At 72.5% G+C, this 18977-nt stretch carries 15 protein-coding genes and 1 other RNA gene; 4 read left to right on the top strand and 12 right to left on the bottom strand.

All coding sequences use genetic code 11. The features are described from left to right. Positions 1 to 71: 71 nt before the first annotated feature. Entirely contained in the window at positions 72 to 1715 is a 1644-nt protein-coding gene (locus WMF46_RS41005) for an AMP-binding protein (RefSeq protein WP_437982193.1), read from the bottom strand. Positions 1716 to 1777: 62 nt separating this feature from the next. On the opposite strand from WMF46_RS41005, the gene WMF46_RS41000 reads away from it, so the two are divergent. Together WMF46_RS41000 and WMF46_RS40995 are read left to right on the top strand one after the other, a co-directional pair. Next, entirely contained in the window at positions 1778 to 2557 is a 780-nt protein-coding gene (locus WMF46_RS41000) for an ExbD/TolR family protein (protein ID WP_437982192.1), read from the top strand. A gap of 546 nt (positions 2558 to 3103) precedes the next feature. Beyond that, positions 3104 to 4357, top strand: coding sequence for a hypothetical protein (locus WMF46_RS40995; RefSeq protein ID WP_437982191.1), 1254 nt, complete (start codon positions 3104 to 3106; stop codon positions 4355 to 4357). Between the two features lie 3 nt (positions 4358 to 4360). Here WMF46_RS40995 and WMF46_RS40990 read toward each other — a convergent pair whose 3' ends face one another. From WMF46_RS40990 to WMF46_RS40945, 10 genes are all read right to left on the bottom strand, one after another. After that, the gene (locus WMF46_RS40990; protein ID WP_437982190.1) at positions 4361 to 4936 is read right to left on the bottom strand and encodes a DUF2085 domain-containing protein; all 576 of its coding nucleotides are present in this window, start codon (positions 4934 to 4936) and stop codon (positions 4361 to 4363) included. Between the two features lies 1 nt (position 4937). After that, complete coding sequence (locus WMF46_RS40985) at positions 4938 to 6029, bottom strand: uracil-DNA glycosylase family protein (protein ID WP_437982189.1); 1092 nt, start codon at positions 6027 to 6029, stop codon at positions 4938 to 4940. 10 nt (positions 6030 to 6039) lie between these two features. Then, positions 6040 to 6999, bottom strand: coding sequence for a thioredoxin-disulfide reductase (gene trxB / locus WMF46_RS40980; RefSeq protein WP_437545928.1), 960 nt, complete (start codon positions 6997 to 6999; stop codon positions 6040 to 6042). A gap of 158 nt (positions 7000 to 7157) precedes the next feature. Then, positions 7158 to 8729, bottom strand: a complete 1572-nt coding sequence (locus WMF46_RS40975; RefSeq protein ID WP_437982188.1) for an OmpP1/FadL family transporter — start codon at positions 8727 to 8729, stop codon at positions 7158 to 7160. A gap of 43 nt (positions 8730 to 8772) precedes the next feature. Next, complete coding sequence (locus tag WMF46_RS40970; RefSeq protein WP_437982187.1) at positions 8773 to 10536, bottom strand: MXAN_5187 family protein; 1764 nt, start codon at positions 10534 to 10536, stop codon at positions 8773 to 8775. Positions 10537 to 10539: 3 nt separating this feature from the next. Then, positions 10540 to 11382: a hypothetical protein gene (locus WMF46_RS40965; RefSeq protein WP_437982186.1), complete on the bottom strand. Its 843-nt coding sequence runs from the start codon at positions 11380 to 11382 to the stop codon at positions 10540 to 10542. A gap of 258 nt (positions 11383 to 11640) precedes the next feature. Beyond that, positions 11641 to 11833: non-coding RNA, 6S RNA (ssrS, locus tag WMF46_RS40960), on the bottom strand. A 242-nt stretch (positions 11834 to 12075) separates the two neighbouring features. Continuing rightward, complete coding sequence (locus WMF46_RS40955) at positions 12076 to 12948, bottom strand: inositol monophosphatase family protein (protein WP_437982185.1); 873 nt, start codon at positions 12946 to 12948, stop codon at positions 12076 to 12078. After that, entirely contained in the window at positions 12945 to 14432 is a 1488-nt protein-coding gene (locus WMF46_RS40950) for a UDP-N-acetylmuramate--L-alanine ligase (RefSeq protein WP_437982184.1), read from the bottom strand. The genes WMF46_RS40955 and WMF46_RS40950 overlap by 4 nt, the downstream gene beginning before the upstream one ends. A gap of 264 nt (positions 14433 to 14696) precedes the next feature. Next, positions 14697 to 15317: a helix-hairpin-helix domain-containing protein gene (locus WMF46_RS40945; protein ID WP_437982183.1), complete on the bottom strand. Its 621-nt coding sequence runs from the start codon at positions 15315 to 15317 to the stop codon at positions 14697 to 14699. Positions 15318 to 15660: 343 nt separating this feature from the next. On the opposite strand from WMF46_RS40945, the gene WMF46_RS40940 reads away from it, so the two are divergent. Beyond that, complete coding sequence (locus WMF46_RS40940) at positions 15661 to 16761, top strand: DUF362 domain-containing protein (RefSeq protein ID WP_437982182.1); 1101 nt, start codon at positions 15661 to 15663, stop codon at positions 16759 to 16761. Between the two features lie 66 nt (positions 16762 to 16827). After that, positions 16828 to 17580, top strand: a complete 753-nt coding sequence (locus WMF46_RS40935; RefSeq protein ID WP_437982181.1) for a hypothetical protein — start codon at positions 16828 to 16830, stop codon at positions 17578 to 17580. 69 nt (positions 17581 to 17649) lie between these two features. Here the strand turns inward: WMF46_RS40935 and WMF46_RS40930 are convergent, their stop codons facing one another. After that, complete coding sequence (locus WMF46_RS40930) at positions 17650 to 18891, bottom strand: serine/threonine-protein kinase (RefSeq protein ID WP_437982180.1); 1242 nt, start codon at positions 18889 to 18891, stop codon at positions 17650 to 17652. Positions 18892 to 18977 lie beyond the last annotated feature (86 nt).

Below are 18977 nucleotides of genomic sequence, written 5' to 3'. Positions count from 1 at the left end.
GCTGCATTGGCGTCGAGTAGGCCGGAGCCGAGCGCGTCGGTCAAGCCGCGACGACCGCGCGTCTCGCGCGTCTACCGCGCGAGAGGGCCGCGCTCCTCCACGGCAATGCCCGCTGCGATGGTCTTCACCAGCTCTGGTTTGACGACCTTGCCCATCGCGTTGCGCGGCAGTGCCCGCACGACGATCGACTCGCGTGGGACCTTGTAGGGCGCGAGGCGCTCCTTCGCCCAGGCGCGGAGCGGTCCGGTGGCGCACTCCGCCTCTCGCCCGGGCGCGGCGACGACGACCGCGACGACGCGGTCTCCCCACGCCTCGTCAGGGACGCCGATCACCGCGACCTCGGCGATCGCCCCGTGCTCCCGCAGGGCCTCTTCGATCTCGAGGGCGGACAGCTTGTATCCGCCGCTCTTGAGGATATCGACCGAGGTCCGCCCGAGGAGCCGGAAGCGCCCGTCACTGGAGCGCTCGGCGACGTCGCCGGTGCGGAACCAGCCGTCCTGGAAGGTCGCGGCGGTGGCGTCCTCGCGCCCGAGGTATCCCTTGAAGACGCTGGGCCCGCGGATCCAGAGCTCGCCTCGCGCGACCGCGGCGTCGCGCGGCGCTGGCGGGTCGCCCGGCGGCCGTTCCCCCGGCGGTTGTTCACCCGGCGGTTGTTCACCCGGCGCCCACGCGTTGCCCGCGTCGTCCGTGATGCGGGCCTCGACGGTCGGCAGCGGGAAGCCGACCCAGCCTGCCCGCCGCGCGCCTGGTTCGAGCGGGTTGCTCATGCCGACGCCGATCTCGGTCATCCCGAAGCGCTCGAGCGGGATCGTGCCGGTGAGGTCGCGCCAGCGCTCGGCGAGCGTCACCGGCAGCGCCGCGGAGCCGCTCGTCGCGAGCCGCAGGGCCTGCGCCCCCGCGGCGAAGCCGGGCGCGCCGCCCCGGTCGACGTGCTCGAACAGCCGCTGGTACATGGTCGGCACCGCCATGAACGACGTCACCGAGCGGCCCGCGATCTCGGCGGCGACGCGCTGGGCGTCGAAGCGCGGCAGCATCCTGGTCGCGCTGCCCGCGAGCAGCGACGTCATGAGCGCGATGACGACGCCGTGGAGGTGGTGCAGCGGCAGCGCGTGCAGCAAGAGGTCGTGATCCGAGAAGCCCCAGGCCGCGCGCAGGAGCTCCGCCTGCACGGCCAGGTTGCGGTGCGTGAGCAGCGCCCCCTTCGGCTTGCCGGTCGTGCCGCTCGTGTAGAGCAGGAGCGCCGGATCGTCCGCGGCGATGTCGGAGATCGCCGCGTCTCGCCCGGGTGCGGCGCGCTCGAGATCCTCCACGCGGAGCACGGCGCGGCCCTGCGCGATCGGGGCGGCGACGGCGGCGAGGTCGCCGTCGGCGATGATCCGCCGCACGCCGGCGTCGCTCGCGAGCCACTCGAGCTCTGCCGGCGGGTAGAGCGCCGACAGCGGCAGCACGATCCCCCCGGCGAGGAGGGTGCCGAGGAAGGCCGAGACCCACGCCGCGCCGGGCGACACGAGGAGCAGGATGCGCTCCCCCTCGAGGGAGCTCGGGCTCTCGGCCTCACCCGCGCCGCGCCGCGAGCCGCCGGCGAGCAGCGCGCCGCGGACGCGGAGGGCTCGCTCCAGGAGCGCCGCGAAGGTGGTCTGCCCCCGCTCGTCCTCGACGGCGGTTCGGGCGGACGAGCCGAGCTGCGCGAGCCGTTCGACGAGCGGAGAAGCCATCGCGCGAACTCTCGCACAGCGGAGGTGCGCGGAGCCAGGCCGGTTGGTTACACTGCCGCGCCATGAGAGCTTCCTGCCTCCTTGTCAGCGCCTCGCCGCGCCTCGCGCTCGCCGCCGGCCTGCTCCTGGCCGCGGCGGCGTGCGAGAGCGCGCCGAAGCCCTCCGAGCCTGGCGCGGCCGCCACGGTAGCCCCGAGCGTCGAGGCGCCCGTCGCGCCGCCGAAGCCGAAGGGCATGCCCGAGCTGCTCGTCGACTCCATGGGCCCCTACATCGGCGGCCAGCGCGTGGATCTGGCGCAGAAGGAGGGGCCCGAGAAGCTGACGAAGGCGATCCGCGAGCTGCCGATCGAGGGCAAGCCCGTGACGCTGCTGGCCGACAAGAGGGCGAAGCCGAGCGCCGTCGCCGCGGTCGTGACCGAGCTCGGCGCGGCCGGCGCGCCGAAGGTCGTCATCAAGACCGACGGTCGAGACGACCTCCCGAAGGAGATCACGGTGGTCCCCGAGGGGCGCGCGTCGAAGCCGCCCTCCTGCGCCGTCAGCACGATGGTGCTGAAGGACCTCGCGACGGCGATCTGGCCGTTCGGCGGCGGCATGGGCAAGAAGCAGCGCAAGGGGCTCGCCGGCCCGGATCTGTCGAACACCGGCGAGCAGCTCACGAAGGACATCGCCGCGTGCAGCGCGACGGTGGCCTTCTTCTCGGCGGACGACGAGGTGCCCTGGGAGATGGCGCACAACCTGGCGGGCACGGTCATGGCTTCCGACGCGAAGAAGAAGCTCGACACGCTCGTCCTGCTCCGCGCTGCCCCGGTCGCGGGGCGGCCGGTGCAGCTCGGTGGAGGCTGACGTGTGCGGCGCCGGGGGGCTCCATCGCCTGGATCGCCGTGCCTTCGGGGCGCACCGGCCGCAGCGGGCAGTGGGTGCGCTCGGTGCGCATTTTTGCGGAGGGGCTGTCGAACGCGGTGGCGCGAGATCGCGTGTGTGCGCGTTCGAGCGCGGGTGGGGTTGGCTGGGGTGACCGCGGCACGATCCGGCACAGGCGATGGTGCTGCGAAGGCACGGAAATGCGCGGGCGAGCGCTCGCCGTTGGGGTCGGCCTGGATCATGAATAGGGCGAGTCGCCGGTCCCCTGCGCCATCGGGGGCGTGACAATCACGGGAGGATGGTTCGGACATGTCGAAGCGACTTCTTGGATCGGCCCGCGCGAACAGGGGCCGAAGTCTCCGTCCCCGGGCCTCCCAGCCGCGGGTGTCGGCGGCGCCTGAGGGGCCGGCCGTCGCGACCGGGGACTCCGCGAGGCCGGTCGCGAGCGGCTCGGACGTCGTCGCCGAGGTAGCTGAGTGTTCCGCCGCTCCTGCGCTGGCAGCCAGCGCCGCGGACGATGCTCCCGCTGTGTCGCCGGCTCTCGAGGCGCCCACCGCACCGATCGTCGCGGAGGTGGCCGCCGCACCGATCGTCGTGGAGGTGGCCGCGGCTGCACCGGTCGTTGCGGCTGCGCCGGTGGCCGCGGCTGCGCCGGTCGTTGCGGCTGCACCGGTCGTTGCGGCTGCACCGGTCGTTGCGGCTGCACCGGTGGTCGCGTCTGCACCGGTGGTCGCGGCTGCACCGGTCGCCGCGCTCGCGCCGGCGTCCGAGGCGCTCGCCGCGCAGCGCGCCGTTCGAGGCGACAGGGACGACGCGGACCCTGACAAGGCGCTGGAGCACGACCCGTTGATCATGGCTCCGCAAGCCGGCGCCCTGAGCCAGCCGGGTGCCCTTGCGTCCCCGCCCGATGAGCTGGCGTCCGACGAGGATGCGCTCGATCTGATCGACCCTTCCTCGCCCACGGCGGCGTTCTTTCGGCGCGAGGAGGAAGAGTCGTTCCCGCCGCTCGCCGAGGTGGCCAGCGGCCCCGACGATCACGCTGACGAGCGGCTCGTCGTGGTTCATCAGCTGTCGCCCGAGACCCTCGCCCGGCGGGCGCGCCTTCGTCGGATCGTCGCGGCGGTCGCGGGGCTCGCCGGGGTGATCTCCGTTGCGGTCGTCGCCAAGGCGGTGTTCTCGAGCAAGCCGTCCTCACCTGCGCCGGTCGCGATGGCCGCGCCGGCTCCGAAGCCAGCGCCCGTCGAGACGAAGCTCCTGGCTGCGGCGGGCGCTCCCTCTCCGGCACGGGCGAAGACGCCTGCGCAAACCGAGTCGGCGCTGACGGAGTCCTCTGCAAAAGGGGCCGGCGCCGTTCCCGATCCGGTGAAGGCGGAGGCCGAGGCAGAGAAGGCCGCAGCGGAGAAGGCCGCAGCAGAGAAGGCCGAGGCAGAGAAGGCCGAGGCAGAGAAGGCTGCGGCGGAGAAGGCCGAGGCAGAGAAGGCTGCGGCGGAGAAGGCCGAGGCAGAGAAGGCCGCGGAGCCGGCGGCCAGCGCTGAGGACGCGGGCAAGCTGAAGAAGGAGGCGCTGAGCTTCCTCAACCGCGGCAGGTACAAGGACGCGATCGAGGCATCCCGTGCGGCCATTGCGGCCGATCCGAGCGACGCGCTGCCCTATCTCTACCTGGGCTCGGCGCTCCAGGACACGGGCAAGTGGAAGGACGGCCTCGCCGCGTACAGCGATTGCGTTCGCAACGCCACGAAGGGCCCCGTCCACGAGTGCAGGGCCATGGGCGGCCGCAAGTAGCGCTCAGAGCGGGCGGCGAGCGATCTGCGTGAGGAACGCCGCGGCCGCGGCATAACCGAAGGCCACGCCCGTGGCGAGGCGGCTCGCATGCCAGACGGGGCGCAGCCCGAGGTCCTGGGTCGCCACGTCGACCGCCATCAGCGCGGCGAGGGCGATGAGGATCGGGCGCCACGCCGCCATCGCCAGGCGAGGGCGCGCGATCGCGGCGCCCGCCGCGATCCCGGCGAAGATGCCAGCGCAGCGACTGCAGAGCGGCATGACGACGCCGTCGAGCGCGAGGGATCGCTCGGGCATCCGGTGGCACATCGGCGCAAAGACACGATCGAGCGCTGCGCCGAGCTCTCCGAGCGGCGCGTGGCTCCGCGCGAGGGGGAGGCTCCAGGGCAGGGCGCCGAGGAGGACCAGCGCGCAGCGCACGATCGACAGCAGCGAGGGCCGCTCGGCCGGGCTCGATTCGCCGGGCGCGTGCGGCTCGACGCCTGCGCCGACAGCGGCGAGCGCGTGCGGCTCGGCGCCCGCGCGGACGGCGGCGGGCACCTGCGTCGCTGGCTGCCCGCGCCCGGAAGCGCACGCGGCCACCTCAGCCTCTGTCCGGCGCGCTCTTGCCGAGGTGGCGCATCACCTCTTTCAGGTCGCTCCAGACCTCTCGCTTCGCGCTCGGCTGGCGCAGCAGGTAGGCCGGGTGGAACGTGGGCATGATCGGGATCGAGCCCTTGTAGAGCTTCCACGTGCCGCGGAGCTTCGTGATCCCCTCGCTCGTGCCGATCAGCCCCTGCACCGCGGTGGCGCCGAGCGCCACGATCACCTTCGGCTTGATCAGCGCGAGCTGAGCCGTGAGGTACGGGCTGCAGGCCGCCATCTCGGCCGGCTCTGGCTTCCGGTTCTTCGGCGGCCGGCACTTCACGATGTTGCAGATGTAGACCTCGTCGCGGTGGTACCCCATCGCCGCGATCATCTTGTCGAGCAGCTGCCCTGCCGCGCCGACGAACGGCTGCCCCTGCTGGTCCTCTTCCGCCCCTGGCCCCTCGCCGACGAACACGACCGCGGAGCTCGGGTCGCCGCGCGAGAACACCGTGTGGGTACGGCCCTCGTGGAGCGGACACTTCTGGCAGGTGCGGACCTCCTCCGCGATGAGCGAGAGGCGCGCCGCGCGCTCCTCCTTCGTGTCCGGCAGCGTCGCGCTCGCGCGTGCAGCCGTATCCGCGCGAGGTGCCGGTGCGGCGCTCACGGCAGGCCGGGGCGACGGCTCGGGACCCCGCTGCGCCTGCGTCGGCGACCACGCCCCCTGCGACTCGAAGCCGCCGCGCTGCTCCGGCTGCGCAGCGCCACCGCGCTGCTCCGGATGCGGCAGGGAGGCGCCCGCGGCGGCTCCGCGCTGCTCCGGATGCGGCAGCGGGGCGCCCGCGGCGCCACCGCGCGGCGGCGGCGGCGAGAACGCCGCGCCGCTGCCCCCTCGCGCCACCTGCGGCGAGGGCGCATCCTGCCCGGAGAAGCCGCGCTCCGGCCGCCGAGGCGCCGGCGTAGCGCCGTCCGAAGAAGTCGCGCCCAGCGCCTCGTGGAGCGCTGCGGGGTGGCCCGGCATTCCGTCCGCGCCGGTCGTTGCGTGCCATTCGAGGAACGCCCGGAGCGAGGCGGTCAGATCGGCGAGCTCTTCGCGCAGCGCTTCGACCATGGTCGTCCTCTCAGTGGCCGCCCTGCTGCGCGAGCCAGCGCTCCGCGTCGAGGGCCGCCATGCAGCCCGTGCCAGCGGCCGTGACGGCCTGGCGGTAGTTCCAGTCCTGCACGTCGCCCGCGGCGAAGACGCCCGGGATGTTGGTGCGCGTCGAGCCCGGCACCGTCTTCAGGTAGCCGTTCGGGTGCGTATCGAGCTGCCCGACGAAGAGATCGGTCATCGGCGTGTGGCCGATCGCGACGAACATCGCCGCCGCCGGCACGAGGTGGCTGTCGCCCGTCTTCGTGCTCTTCACGCGGACGCCCGTCACCATGTCGGCCTTCACGTCGAGCACCTCCTCAACCACGTGGCTGTAGAGGATCTTGATCTTCGGGTTCTCGACCACGCGCTGGATCATCGCCTTCGACGCCCGGAACTCGTCGCGGCGGTGCACCAGCGTGACGCTGCTGCAGAGGCCGGACAGGTAGGTGGCCTCCTCCATCGCCGTGTCGCCGCCGCCGACGACCACGACGTCCTGGCCGCGGAAGAGGGCGCCGTCGCAGACGGCGCAGGCGCTGACGCCCTTGTTCTTGAGCTTGTCCTCGCTCTCGAGGCCGAGGTAGTTGGCGCGCGCGCCCGTCGCGATCACCACCGCCTTCGCCAGGTAGAGCGTGTCCTCCACCCACACCTTGAAGGGGTGGCCCGTCAGCTCGACCTTGGTCACGTCCGCCGTCACGATCTCCGTACCCTGATGGGCGGCCTGATCGCGAAAGCGCTGCATCAGCTCCTGGCCGGTGATCTTCTCGGGGAAGCCGGGGTAGTTCTCGACGTCGGTCGTGAACATGAGCTGGCCCCCCGGGATCAGGCCGCCGGCGCTGAAGCCCTCGATGAGGAGCGGCTTCAGGTTGGCGCGCGCCGCGTAGATGGCGGCGGTGAGCCCGGCGGGGCCGGAGCCGATGATGACCAGGTTGCGGACGTTCGATTCACTCATGGTGGAGGCATCTTATAGGCGCGACCGCCTTCCGCGTCGACCGCCCCGGCGGTCCGGCGCGCCTCCGCTGCGCCGCGGCTCCGCGCGTCCTGCGCTCCGCTGCACCACGTCGGAGGCACGTCGGAGCACGTCGGAGCCACGCCCGAGCAGCCGCCCGCTCAGAAGCGCATGGTTCCGCTCAGACCGAACTCGTCCAGGCTGCTCTCGAAGCGGCCGCCGTTGACGTTCTGGATGCTGCGGTAGCCGCTGAGCGCAGCGCCGGATACGGCCTTGAGGCGCCCGTTCCCGCCGTTGTCCAGCGCACCGAAGGACGTGTGCTGAAACGCGGCTGAAATGTCGACCGGGCCGACTCGCGCGGTCACGCCGGCCCCGACGCCGATCCGGTAACCGAGGTGGAAGTCGAGGTTCAGATCGGCGTCGTCCTGCCCCTTGTTCTCGAAGAAGCCGCCGGCGCGCAGCGCGAGGAGGCTCGGGAGCACGACGAAATCGCCGCCGAGCCTGACTCCCAGGACGTCTCGCCAGCGGTGCGGGACGTCGGCGTTGGGCGGCACCGTGCCCACGCTCGTGCCGCGCACGGGGATGCCCTCGCGGAACCGGACCTCGATCGCGTCGACCGCGCTGTTGTTCGCCCAGGTGAAGTCGAGCTCCACGTCGAAGAGGTCATCCGCCAGCGGGTCGCGGACGCGGGGCTCGGCGGCGGAGGCGCGGCGTGCGTCCGCCGCGCGCCGCGCGCCGGCGCGGGGCATGTGGTACCGGAGCCCGAGCTTCGCCTCCATGGGGATCCGCATCGTGAGATCGCCGGCGCCCTGCTCCTCGGTGACGTTGCACTCCGGCGCCTCGCCCCTGCACGGTGCCTCGTCCTTCGCCCCTGCCGGCGTCCAGTAGCGAGACTCGATGGTGAGATCGGTCTTCGCGCGCACGGCGTCCTGCCACTTGAACCATGCGCCCAGGTCGAGGTGAGCCGCCGCCGCCCAGCGCGCGCCGAGGACGAAGCCAGGGATGAAGAGGTCGGTCGCCTCCGCGCGCGTGCGCAGATCGCCGTGCGCCTTGAAGTCGTCGCCCCCTTCGCCCGAGAGCGCTTCGCTGAAGTTGACGAAATCGATCGCCGCCGCGCCCCAGATGAAGCCGGCGCCGAGCGAGATCCCCTCCGCGGGGGTGAAGCCGACCGAGAGCGTCGGCATCAACATCAGGGCGTCGAGCGACGTGAGCAGGTACCGCTGGGGCGACGGCTGCGTCATGTCGCCGAAGCTCGGGTGCGTGTACCGGAGCGACTCGGGCCATGCCCGCTCGCCGACGCCGTGCGGGCCGAGCACCGCGACGCCGAGGGCGAGCGCGTCGCTCAGGCGCAGGGTCGCCGCGAGCTGCGGGTTCGGGAACAGGCCGCCCTCGGCGCACACCTCGGGGTCGGGGCCCCCGTCGCTGCCGGGCGCCGGGATCGCCGTCGTGGCGCTCGGCGGGACGGGGCGGCCGCCGGGGCCGAGCCTCGTGAAGCACTGGGCCAGCTGGATGAAGTGGACGCCGCCGTGGGCGCCGCTCCGCTGCGCGGCGAGCCCCGCCGGGTTGAAGTAGGCGGCGAGCGGATCGTCCGCCCGCGCGACCCACGCCCCGCCGCGGCCGAGCTGGAGCACGCCGATGTCGGGCGAGTCGAGCCCCGACGACGCGCGCGCGGCGCCGCCGGCCACCATCGCAGCGAACGCGGCGCCCGCGGCGCCGGCAGATCCTCGTCTCATGACCCCCCCGTCCCCGCCGCGCGGCGATCCCCGCCGCTCGGCCTCACTTCACCGGAGACGCTTTGAGCGCCGCCTTGCCGTCCTTCACGTAGACCGTGAAGCGAACGCGCGAGCAGTTGTGGCGAGCCACGAGCGCGTCCTTGTTGCGCTGCAGGGTCCCCTTGAACTTCTCGAAGGTGAGCGCGTTCGTGGGCTCCCCGCACTGCTGCTTGACCGACATGAACTCCTCGTAGACGGCGTTCCATTCGGTGAGCTCGTCCGGATCTCCCGCGCCGTCCTGCTGCGCGGCCGGAGCGGCCGGCGCGCTCATCGGCTCGGGGAGCGGGTTCGGCGCGGCGGGCGCGCCCGGCGCCCTGGGCGGCGGCGGCGGCGGCGGGCGCCGCGGCGGCGGGCGCCCGGGAGCGCCCGGGGGCTCGAGGGCGGAGATCGCCATCCCCGCGTCCGAGACCTCCTCGATCGCCTCGACCGGCTCCACGGAGTCGCGGGCCGGCGGCGGGCCGCTGAGCGGGTGCGAGCCGGGCCGCCGCGTGGGGCCGCGCGGGCTCACCATGGGCTTCGGGTACGAGGGGCGCGAGTCTGGGCGCGGCTCGCCGGGGCCGAGCGGCACCGAGAACGCGCTCATCGCCGGCTGCGTCGGGATCGGGCCGAGCACCTGCTCGAGGTCGGCGGCCTTTCGGGGCGCGCCGCCCTTCGCGGCCACCTTCTCGACGCCGTCGTTGATGTCGGCCGCGATCTTCCGGTAGGCGCCGCGGAAGCGGCTCGGCGCCAGCACGTCGACCTCGCCCTTGGAGAAGCGCGCCGCCTCGCCGCGGAAGACATGGAGCGGCCGCGTGTGCTCCAGGAACGAGAGCACCAGCCCGATCGCGGCCATGGCGAGGACGCCGGCCAGGATCAGCGCCGTGGGCACCTCGCTCTTGTCGTCGTTGTTCGCCTTGTCGAGGAAGTTGAGCGGCGACTCGACCGACGCCGCGAGGCGGCCGACCGCGTAGCCGGCGCCGAGCTCCCACGCCTCGCCGGGCAGCCGCGCGTAGACAACGCCGAGGTGCTGGCCGATGACGCGGACCTCCGAGCGCCCCTTCTCGATGTAGTCCTTGTTGTCGTCGAGCAGCTTCAGATCCTGCGTGATCTGGTCGAGGTTCGCCTTGTCGAACCCCTCGGGCGCGCCGGAGGCGACGCGCGCCCCCTCGGCGTAGAAGCCGACGGCGGCGCCGGTGCGCTTCGTGACGGCGCGGGCGAAGGTGTCGTCGATGATCTTGGCGCCGATCACGGCGCCGACCGGCTCGCCGTTGACGTCCTGCTCGACGGGGCGCGCCACGACGCGGAGGATGCGGCCCTTCCAGACCCACGCGTCATCGCGGATCCAGCCGTGGAGGGCGTCGGCGACCAGCGGGTAGCCGCCGAGCTCCCAGTCCTCGCGGTGCTCGAAGTCCACCGACGCCATCACCCGCCCCGCCGCGTCGACGGCCCACACGTGATCGAACTTGAGCTCCGGGGGCACCTCCGCGGTCGCGCTGCGCAGCGCGGTGCGGGCCTTCTCGCGCAGATCGGCGCCGGGCTTGGCCTCGGCCGACGACTTGGCGAGCGCGGTCCGCAGGGCCGGGTTCAGCGCGACCCGGATGAGCGCGCTCGAGCGCTTCCGGGCGTCGTCGTTGAGGAACCACTCGACCGCGCTGGAGTCGGCGCTGAGCGCCTCGCTCATCGCGCGGTGGCTCGAGCGGTTGTAGAGCTGCGCGGCGACGAAGAGGACGAAGACCGCGGCGCCGAGCGCGAGCGCGAGCACCCCGTACCAGAAACGCGACAGCAGCATGGCCTACTTTCCAGCCTCCGCGCTCGGTCCGCCGGCCTCACCCACGACGACCGGCTCCTTGATGAACTGCTCGTCCGGCCCGGGCTTCACGATCGCCTCGATGGCCTTCCCGACCGGCTCGCCGTTGAAGTAGCCCTGCAGCGTGTACGTGCCGGCCTCGATCTCCATGGCGAAGTTGCCCTGGCGATCCGGGTAGGCGACGGCCACCGCCCTCGGCTCGACGACAATCCACGACCGGACGCTCGGGGCGAGCTGGTCGCGGAGCTCGTACTTGCCGGGGCCTGGCGGTGTCCAGGCGCGGGTCTTGGCCGCGGCGATCTCGACCGGCTGGAGCCCCTTGTTGCCGACGTCGTAGATCTTGTGCGGGAACGGGTCCTGGTTCTCGAACTGGATCTGCTGGCCCTCGGCGACGACGATCGTCACCGGGGAGGTGCGGCCGCCCGCGATGACGATCGAGCGCGGCGTCTTGAGCGGCGCGCCCTTCTCGCCGAGCGCTGCGATGCACAGCTCCTTCGGCGCGTAGCCGAAGAGCGCGCGGACATCGGCGCGGACGGTCGGGGACGGCTCGCGGAACGTGTACCGGTTCGCCTTCGGGTCCTTGGCCTCGTTCCAGACCGGGTTCAGGAGCTTGGGCATGCCCGTGGCCCGGCCCTTGATCGTCACCGCCGCCAGGGCAGCCCCGGGCACGGTGAGGATCGCGAGCGTCAAGGCCAGGCGCCGGACGAAGCGCGAGCTGCCGGGGAGGCGGCGCGCGAGGTGGCTTGACGACCCAAACCGCGCTGCGCCGACGAGCGGGCGCTGCTCGTCGTGCTGCGCACCTGCAGATCGAGGGGATCTCGTATCCATCGCAGGCCCGAAGCTACCGGAAGGGGGATGAGAACGGAAACAAAAGCCGGGCCGTGCGCCGCGTGCCCCGCCCGCGCCGCCCTGCGGGCTCCCCGTTCCTTGTGCGGTGTGCTTGGCCTTGTCCGGTGCCGCGAGCGCCGCAGCGCCGCGCCCAGGCGGGGGGTACCCCCGCCGTCAGGTGATGCCGCGGTGCGCCGGGCGCATGTCGAGGACATCAAAAAACTGCGGGCCGCTTGGACGGCCCGCAGGGGAGAGATGTTCCGTACCGCCGAGGACGTGGGCCGAAGGACTTGAACCCCTAGCATAGCTGCTAGGTGGGAGCCTAAGTACCGCTTCAGGCTTCCCGGTGAATGGTTCCGGGCCTAGCTCACCACGGTATCGTTGCTGGCTCCCTGGTTCTTGCTTACTCGGGATTCAATCGTCCAGCGCCTCACGAAGTCGGCAGAGGGAACAACCATAGGATAGTTCACTGGGCGGCTCCGTCAACAGCTCTTCCGCACGTTCTCATGTTTTGCTCGTGTTTTGATGGTCGCGGTCGTCGGTCGCTGGTCGCTGGTCGCCGGTGGCGGTTCACATCGCTCGCACGGGTCATGCATGAATCGCGCAAGGATCTCGCCCGATTCACCCGTGAGTCCTGCACGCGTCATGGACGAGCGCCTGATGCCGTACGGGTGGCCCCGAGCGCGCCGGCGCCTAGCAGGTCGGCGAGCCCGGGGGAGAGAACAGCGCGACGATGGGGGCATGGACGAGGCCGTTCGACGCCACGATGTTGCCTGTGTGGTAGTTCGGCGGACCGCCGTCGAGCGCGGTGATGACGCCGCCCGCGCCGCGCACGATCGCGCTTCCGGCGGTGACGTCCCATGCGTGCAGCCGGCGCTCCCAGTACGCATCGTAGGTTCCGTCCGCGACCATGCAGAGATCGATGGCCGCGCTGCCGCAACGACGCACGGCCTGCGCGTTGCGCTTGACGGTCATGAAGGCGTCGAAATTGTTGTCCGGCGCCCGGTCGCGGATCGGCGGGAAGCCGGTCGCCACCATCGCGCGCTCCAGCGACGCCGTGGCGCTGACCGCGCATCGCTCGCCGTTGCGGCGCGCCTCTCCGTCGATCGCCGCCGTGCCCACCGGCGCGCGAGCGGCCCCGCGCGGCCGGAAGCCCGTCCAGCGGAGCCCGAGCGCGGGCGCGACGACGGCGCCGGCGACGGGCACGTCGTCATCCATCAGGCCGACGGACACGCACCAGAACGGATGGCCGTGGACGAAGTTCGTCGTGCCATCGAGCGGATCGACGTACCAGACGAGCCCGCCGCGCGGCTCCGCGCGGCGCGCGGCGCTCTGCTCCTCGCCGACGACGGCGACGCCGGGCGAGAGCGCGTCGAGCCGCGCGACGAGCAGGTCCTCGCTCGCCCGGTCGAACTCGGTCACGAGATCGTGCGGCCCCTTCTCCTCCACGCGCAGGCCGCGCGGCCCTGCCCGGAACCCGGCCTGGACGAGCGCCGCCGCCTCCTCGGCGACGCGCAGGGCGATCTCGGAGAGCTCGAGCAGCTCGGCTGATCCGCGCCCGCTCATCGCGCCCCCGCCGACAGCGCGCCGCGGAGCTTCTCGTAGATGCCGCCGAACGCCCCGTTGGACAGGAGCGCGATCGTGTCGCCCTCCCGCGCGTCGCGCGCGATGGCGGCGACGATCGCGTCCACCGAGGCCGCCGCCTCCGCGCGCTTGCCCCCGCCCTCGAGGTCGCGCACCAGCCTGTCGAGATCGAGCCGCTCGCCGGCGGCGATGTCCGGGCGCCCGAGCGGCGCCAGCACGACGCGGTCGGCCGCGTCGAACGCGCGCGCGTAAGGCTCCTGGTGGAGGGCGCGGCACGCGGTCGCGCTGCGCGGCTCGAACACCGCCCACAGCGCGCCTCCCGGGTGCCTGGACCGGAGCGCGCGCAGCGTCTCCTCCACCGCGGTCGGGTGGTGCGCGAAGTCGTCGTAGACGCGGACCCCGCGCGCCTCGAACAAGAGGTCCTGCCGGCGCCGGACGCCCGCGAAGCCGGCGAGCGCCGTGGTCGCGGTCGAGAGCGGCACGCCGAAGCCCTGCGCCGCCGCCGCGATCGCGGCGATGGCGTTGCGCACGTTGTGGTGCCCCGGCATCTGCAGGGCAAAGCGCCCGGCCAGGACGCCGCCGGCGTACAGATCGAACGACTGGCCGCTCTCGCCGGCCTCTGCGGGCGCGGCGAGCCAGTGCGGCGGCCGCCCGTGCGTGTCGTCGCCCTCGAGCGCGAACCACGCGACCTCTGCGCGCGCCGATCGCGACACCAGCTCGACGACCCGCGGATCGTGCGCGGCCGCCACGACGAGCCCGGTCTCGGGGATCCGCTCGACGAACCCGCGGAACGCCGCCTCGTAGGACGCGGCGTCGGGGTAGATGTCGATGTGATCGTGCTCCATCGACGTGACGACGCCCACCTCGGGCTGGTAGTGCCAGAACTTCGGCGTCTTCTCGAAGAAGGCGGTGTCGTACTCGTCGCCTTCGACGACGAACGGCGTCCTGCGGCGCCCGGCGCCCGCCTCGCCGAGGAGCGGCAGGCCGCGGCGGTCGCTCGCCGAGGAGGCGCTCCGGGGCAGGCGGAAGCTCGCCTCGAAGTTCTTCGGCAGGCCGCCGATGAGGAAGCCAGGGTCCCTGCCCGCCTCGTGAAGGATCCACGCGCACATCGAGCTCGTCGTCGTCTTGCCGTGCGTGCCGGCCACGACGAGCGGGGAGCGGCCGGCGAGCATGTGATCCGCGAGCGCGTGCGCCATCGTGGTCACCCGCATGCCTCCGTCGATCGCGGCGCGGGCCTCGGGGTTCGTCGGGCGGCAGACGTTGCCGATCACGACGAGATCGGGCCGGGGGTCGAGGTGCGCGGGATCGAACCCGGTCAGGAGGCGGATGCCCCACCGCTCGAGGGCCGGCCCCATGGGCGGGTAGAACGAGACGTCGGAGCCCGAGACGTCGTGCCCTGCGGCCTTGAAGAGCCCCGCCAGCGCACCCATGCCGGTGCCCGCGACGGCGACGAAGTGGACGTGCATCGCGGCGCAGTGTGCCCGAGCGCCCCGGGGGGGCAAGGGGGCATCCGCGCGAGAGCTCGCCAGACCGCGCCGATCCCAGGGAGTCGGCGCGCGCCGCGTCCGCGATGTCTGGAGTCGCGCGCGATCTCGTTGCGGGGATACCGAAGAGAACGAGCGCGCCTTGACTCACTATCTCGTGCTCCGCGCGTTTACCGGTCCTGGCAGACTCCCTGTCTGGGTGGCTCGACCGAGGAGGCGAGCTGGCGCTGCGGCTCGCGTCCAGCGTCAGGGCGGATCGACGAGTACGAGCGGCCTCAGCCGCTTCAGCGACCGCCGGCCCAGCCCCTTGACCCGGAGCAGGTCATCGACCTTCCGGAAACGTTTGAGCTTGGCTCGCAGCGCCAGGATCGCGGCTGCCTTCGCCGGGCCGACACCGGGAAGGCGCCGGAGGTCTGCCTCGGTCGCGAGGTTCAGCACGACCTTTCCGTCTGCGGTCACGCCGCCGCCCGCGGGAGCGCCCGTCCCGCCATCGCTGGGCGGCGGCGGCTCTACCGCTGCTGCCCCCGCGTCGGCGCCGGGCTCGGAGGTGGCCTGGGGCGGCGGGCTTCCGGCGGAGCCGAGCGGCGCTGGATCGCCGGCGACCATCGCCAGCTCTGCGGTCGGGTCTGTCGGGCGCGCCGGGTTTGCCGGGCGGGTCGGGAGCAGGCTCAGCGCGTGCCCGGAGCCCACGAGCGCCAGCGCGAAGAACCCCGCAATGTAGGCCGCGACCTTGCCGCCCAGCGCGGTCCAGGCCGAGTCCCTCAGCGCTGCCAGCGCCCGCTCTCGCCACGGGCGAATCACCTCGTTGTCCTGCACTGCATCGGCCGGCCCGGCGGGCGAGCCTGTCCCCTTCGATGTCGCTTGCATCGTGCCGCGTCTCCTTCCGGTCTTCCCGTCTCGTGCCAGGGACGTCGCCCTCCGCGCACCCGCGAGCGGCGTTCGTCTCCTCGGCGTCGCCGCCACCGCCAAGCGAGCGGCGTGCCGGCGCGCGCTTGCCTGGAAACGCGAGCAAATCCCGGGTGGGAGGCGCTCTGGGGCCTGGCGCCGCCATGGCGGAGGCGCGCGGCGCGGCCGGCGCGGCGCTGTCGACCTCGCCGCCGGGCGGCCGAGCGCCGTGTCTCGAGCGAGAAGCTCGGCTACCATCAGCGCCCCGGGCGCCCCGCGACCGGCGGCATCCACCACCGCCGCGAGGCGCTCACCACGAGGTCTTATGCCCTACGATCCCCGTCGCTTCGTTGATCCCGGCCCCGCGGGGCGCTCGCGCCGAGGCTTCCTCGGCGGGCTCGTCGCTGGCGCCGCGGGCGCCGCGCTCCTCGGCCCGCGCGCGGCGTTCGCGGAGGCGCCCCTGAGCCTCGCGGCCTCGCCGCCCCCCGGCTTCACGCCGCTCTCCATTCCGGGGAAGATCGTGAAGGTCACGAAGTCGAACTCGATGCAGCCGAACGGCCTCTGGCCCGACGCGTCCGCGGCGAAGGTGATGCTCGAGCGGGCGATGGCCGAGCTCACCGGGAAGGCCGACCTCGGGGCCGCCTTCGCGCGGTTCGTCCACAAGGACGATCGCGTGGCGATCAAGACCAACGGGATCGCCGGCCAGAAGGGGGCGACCATGGCCACCAACAAGGAGCTCGTGCTCGAGATCGTGCGCGGGGTGATCGCGGCGGGCGTCCCCGCGGAGAACGTGGAGATCTTCGAGCAGTACCCGTCCTTCCTCGCCGGCACCCGCTGCGCCGACCGCAGCGCCAAGCCGGCGGCCGAGTTCCCGGCCGGGATCCGCGCCGCGGTTCACGAGAACAAGGACGCGGTGATGTCGAGCATCTCGGTCTGCGGCATCCCCACCAAGTTCGTGCGCCCGTTCACCCAGGCGACGGCGGTGATCAACGTCTCGCTGATCAAGGACCACTCGATCTGCGGCTATACCGGCTGCCTCAAGAACATCACCCACGGCGCGACCATCAACCCGCACTCCTTCCACGAGCACACCGCGAGCCCGCAGATCGCGGAGCTCTACGGGCAGGACATCGTGAAGAGCCGTGTCCGCCTGCACATCACGGACGGCTTCAAGCTCATCTACGACCAGGGCCCGCTCGACAAGAACCCGAAGCGGCGCGTCCTCCACGAGTCGGTCTACGCGACGACCGATCCGGTCGCGATGGACGTGATCGGCTGGGGCGTGGTCGAGACGTGGCGCAAGGAGAACGGGTTGCCCACGCTGAAAGAGGCGAGCCGTGAACCTTCGTACATTCGCATCGCGGGCGAGCTCGGTCTGGGCGTCTTCGACAAGAATAAAATCGCGATGCGCGAGGTCGGATTGTAGCGGCGCCGCGGGATCCGCCCGCGTGACCGCCGTCGATGAGGCCGCTCGCCGAGGCTCGTGTTGCTCATGTCCTGCTCCAGGTCGACTGCGCGCTCGTCCACACGCCGGAGGGCCGCGCAGGTGGTCCCGGTCCTCGCGTCCCTCGCGGTCGTCGCCTGCAGCAGCACTCCCCCGACGAGGCCGCCGGGGTTGCCTCCGACGCCGACGTCAGTCACTCGCGAGAACCCGGGGGGCGACGCGGCAGACCCCGAGCGGGCCGCGCTGGAGCGGCTGCTGGCCGAGCCGTGGGGGAGGCGGCAGGACCGGTTCAACACGCTCGACGTGCCCCTGGTCGACTGGAAGAGCTGGCGCAGGGTGCGGATCTTGACCTACCCGACGCGCGCGACCTTCCGGTACGGCGACGAGCACTACGCCGCCCTGTCGGTCGTCTACACGACCACCACGGGGCCGAGCGACCCCGACAGCTGCCTCGACGAGTTCTGGGCGAAGAACGCGCCGCTCGCCGACGGTTATGGCGTGCGGCTCGGAGAGGCGCAGATCATCCGCACGACGCAGGAGATCGACGGTGAGGTGCGGCCGCTCGTGTTCAAGGTCCTCCAGGGCAGCGTCGACTCGGTGCTCGCGAGCGACGAGTACGTCGGCGCGATCGCCGTCTACGAGTCGTGGCCGGGGACATGCCTCGTGGCCGCGATGGCCGTGAAGTCGACCCAGCACCCCGAGCTCGCGCGCCGTGTGCGCGACCGCTGGATCGACGAGGGCGCCCCGAGGCTCACGTGGACGTCCGGCATCACCGAGGCGCCCACGACCAGCGCGCGGTAAAGGCGCCGCCGCGCCCTGGCGATGGCCGGCGATGCGAGCGCCAGGGCGGCGTCGCGATGCCCCGCGAGATCACGGTCCTCCGGGCGCCGGGCTCTCCGCGGCCTCGAGCGACCGCGGCGCGCCCTGAGCCACGCTGTGGCAAACGACGAAAGCGGCCGCGATGAGCAGGCCGACGGCGACCATCCAGGGGACCCGGAGCGGCGGCAGGACGCGGCTGTCCAGCACGACCTCGCTGTGCCGGTCGCATGAGGCGGAGGCGGGCTCGACGGCCGCGTCCGTCGCCGTGGGGCTGCCGAGATCGTTCGCCGGCGCCGCCAGCATGGCGGCCATGGTCGTCTCATCATCCATCGCGCTGCGAAGCGGGGCCGCGACCGCGCCTACCGCGCTCCGCTTCACGATGGCGCTCCGCTCGGACGGCGGCGGGACGGGGATCGCGCGCAGCGACTCCGACGACGGCAGGGAGGCCGGCACCTGCACGATCGCGGAGAACGCTTCCATCATCTCCTTGCCCGACTGGAACCGCGCCTCCGGATCGAACTCGAACGTCCGGGCGAAGAACGCGTCGATCCCGGGCGGGAGCTCCGGCGCGAGCTTGGACGCCTTCGGGAACGACGTCTGACAGATGTGCCTGACCAGCTCATTGATGTTGGCGCCCGCGAAGGGACACTGGCCGGTGATCGCGCGGTAGAGGATCACCGCCATCGACCAGAGATCGCTCCTGTAATCGACCTGCCTGGGCGCCATGGTCTGCTCGGGGCTCATGTACCTGGGCGTCCCGAGGACCATGCCCGTCTTCGTGATCCGATCGCGCGAGCAGGACGACTTCGCGACGCCGAAATCGACCACCTTGAGCAGATCGTCGCCCGCCGAAGAGGTGATAAAGATGTTCCCCGGCTTCAGATCCCGGTGGATCACCCCCGCGGCGTGGATCGCGTCGAGGGCCTTGCCGAGCTGCGTGAACAAGGCCGTCGCCTGCGCGAGCGGGATCCGCTCCTCGCGCTCGAGGCGGCGATTCAGGTCCTCTCCCTCGAGGTACTCCATGACGATGAACGCGCAGCCGCGATCGACGCCGTAATCATAGGTCTCGATGACATAGGGGCTCCGGACACGCGCGGACGCGCGGGCCTCGCGCTCGAAGCGGGCGATGAGCTCCGGCTCCGTCGCCGCGAAGCTCCGGATGAACTTGATGACGACCCGCCGCCTGAGCTTGATATCGAAGCCCAGCCACAGATCACCCATCCCGCCGCCTCCGAGCCTGCGCTCGAGACGGTACTTGTCCATGACGGCACGACCCTCAGCAGTCTCCTTCATGGCTCCGCACCTGCCACCCAATGCTCTAGCCTGGGACAAGTGATCACCTGATTCCTGTCGAAGGGCCCACCCCCAATACTACGCCT

Origin of the sequence: Sorangium sp. So ce117 (assembly GCF_051524395.1) — a bacterium.
In the GTDB taxonomy this organism is placed as follows: Bacteria; Myxococcota_A; Polyangia; order Polyangiales; family Polyangiaceae; genus Sorangium; species Sorangium cellulosum_B.
This window is presented reverse-complemented; position numbering and strand designations above follow the sequence as displayed.

Excerpts from the sequence above, each read along its gene's own strand:
- WMF46_RS41000 (WP_437982192.1), top strand. The coding sequence starts at position 1,778 with ATGAGAGCTTCCTGCCTCCTTGTCAGCGCCTCGCCGCGCCTCGCGCTC.
- WMF46_RS41005 (WP_437982193.1), bottom strand. The coding sequence starts at position 1,715 with ATGGCTTCTCCGCTCGTCGAACGGCTCGCGCAGCTCGGCTCGTCCGCC.
- WMF46_RS40970 (WP_437982187.1), bottom strand. The coding sequence starts at position 10,536 with ATGCTGCTGTCGCGTTTCTGGTACGGGGTGCTCGCGCTCGCGCTCGGC.
- WMF46_RS40985 (WP_437982189.1), bottom strand. The coding sequence starts at position 6,029 with ATGGTCGAAGCGCTGCGCGAAGAGCTCGCCGATCTGACCGCCTCGCTC.
- WMF46_RS40930 (WP_437982180.1), bottom strand. The coding sequence starts at position 18,891 with ATGAAGGAGACTGCTGAGGGTCGTGCCGTCATGGACAAGTACCGTCTC.
- WMF46_RS40955 (WP_437982185.1), bottom strand. The coding sequence starts at position 12,948 with ATGAGCGGGCGCGGATCAGCCGAGCTGCTCGAGCTCTCCGAGATCGCC.
- WMF46_RS40965 (WP_437982186.1), bottom strand. The coding sequence starts at position 11,382 with ATGGATACGAGATCCCCTCGATCTGCAGGTGCGCAGCACGACGAGCAG.
- WMF46_RS40950 (WP_437982184.1), bottom strand. The coding sequence starts at position 14,432 with ATGCACGTCCACTTCGTCGCCGTCGCGGGCACCGGCATGGGTGCGCTG.
- WMF46_RS40975 (WP_437982188.1), bottom strand. The coding sequence starts at position 8,729 with ATGAGACGAGGATCTGCCGGCGCCGCGGGCGCCGCGTTCGCTGCGATG.
- WMF46_RS40940 (WP_437982182.1), top strand. The coding sequence starts at position 15,661 with ATGCCCTACGATCCCCGTCGCTTCGTTGATCCCGGCCCCGCGGGGCGC.
- WMF46_RS40935 (WP_437982181.1), top strand. The coding sequence starts at position 16,828 with ATGTCCTGCTCCAGGTCGACTGCGCGCTCGTCCACACGCCGGAGGGCC.
- trxB (WP_437545928.1), bottom strand. The coding sequence starts at position 6,999 with ATGAGTGAATCGAACGTCCGCAACCTGGTCATCATCGGCTCCGGCCCC.
- WMF46_RS40945 (WP_437982183.1), bottom strand. The coding sequence starts at position 15,317 with ATGCAAGCGACATCGAAGGGGACAGGCTCGCCCGCCGGGCCGGCCGAT.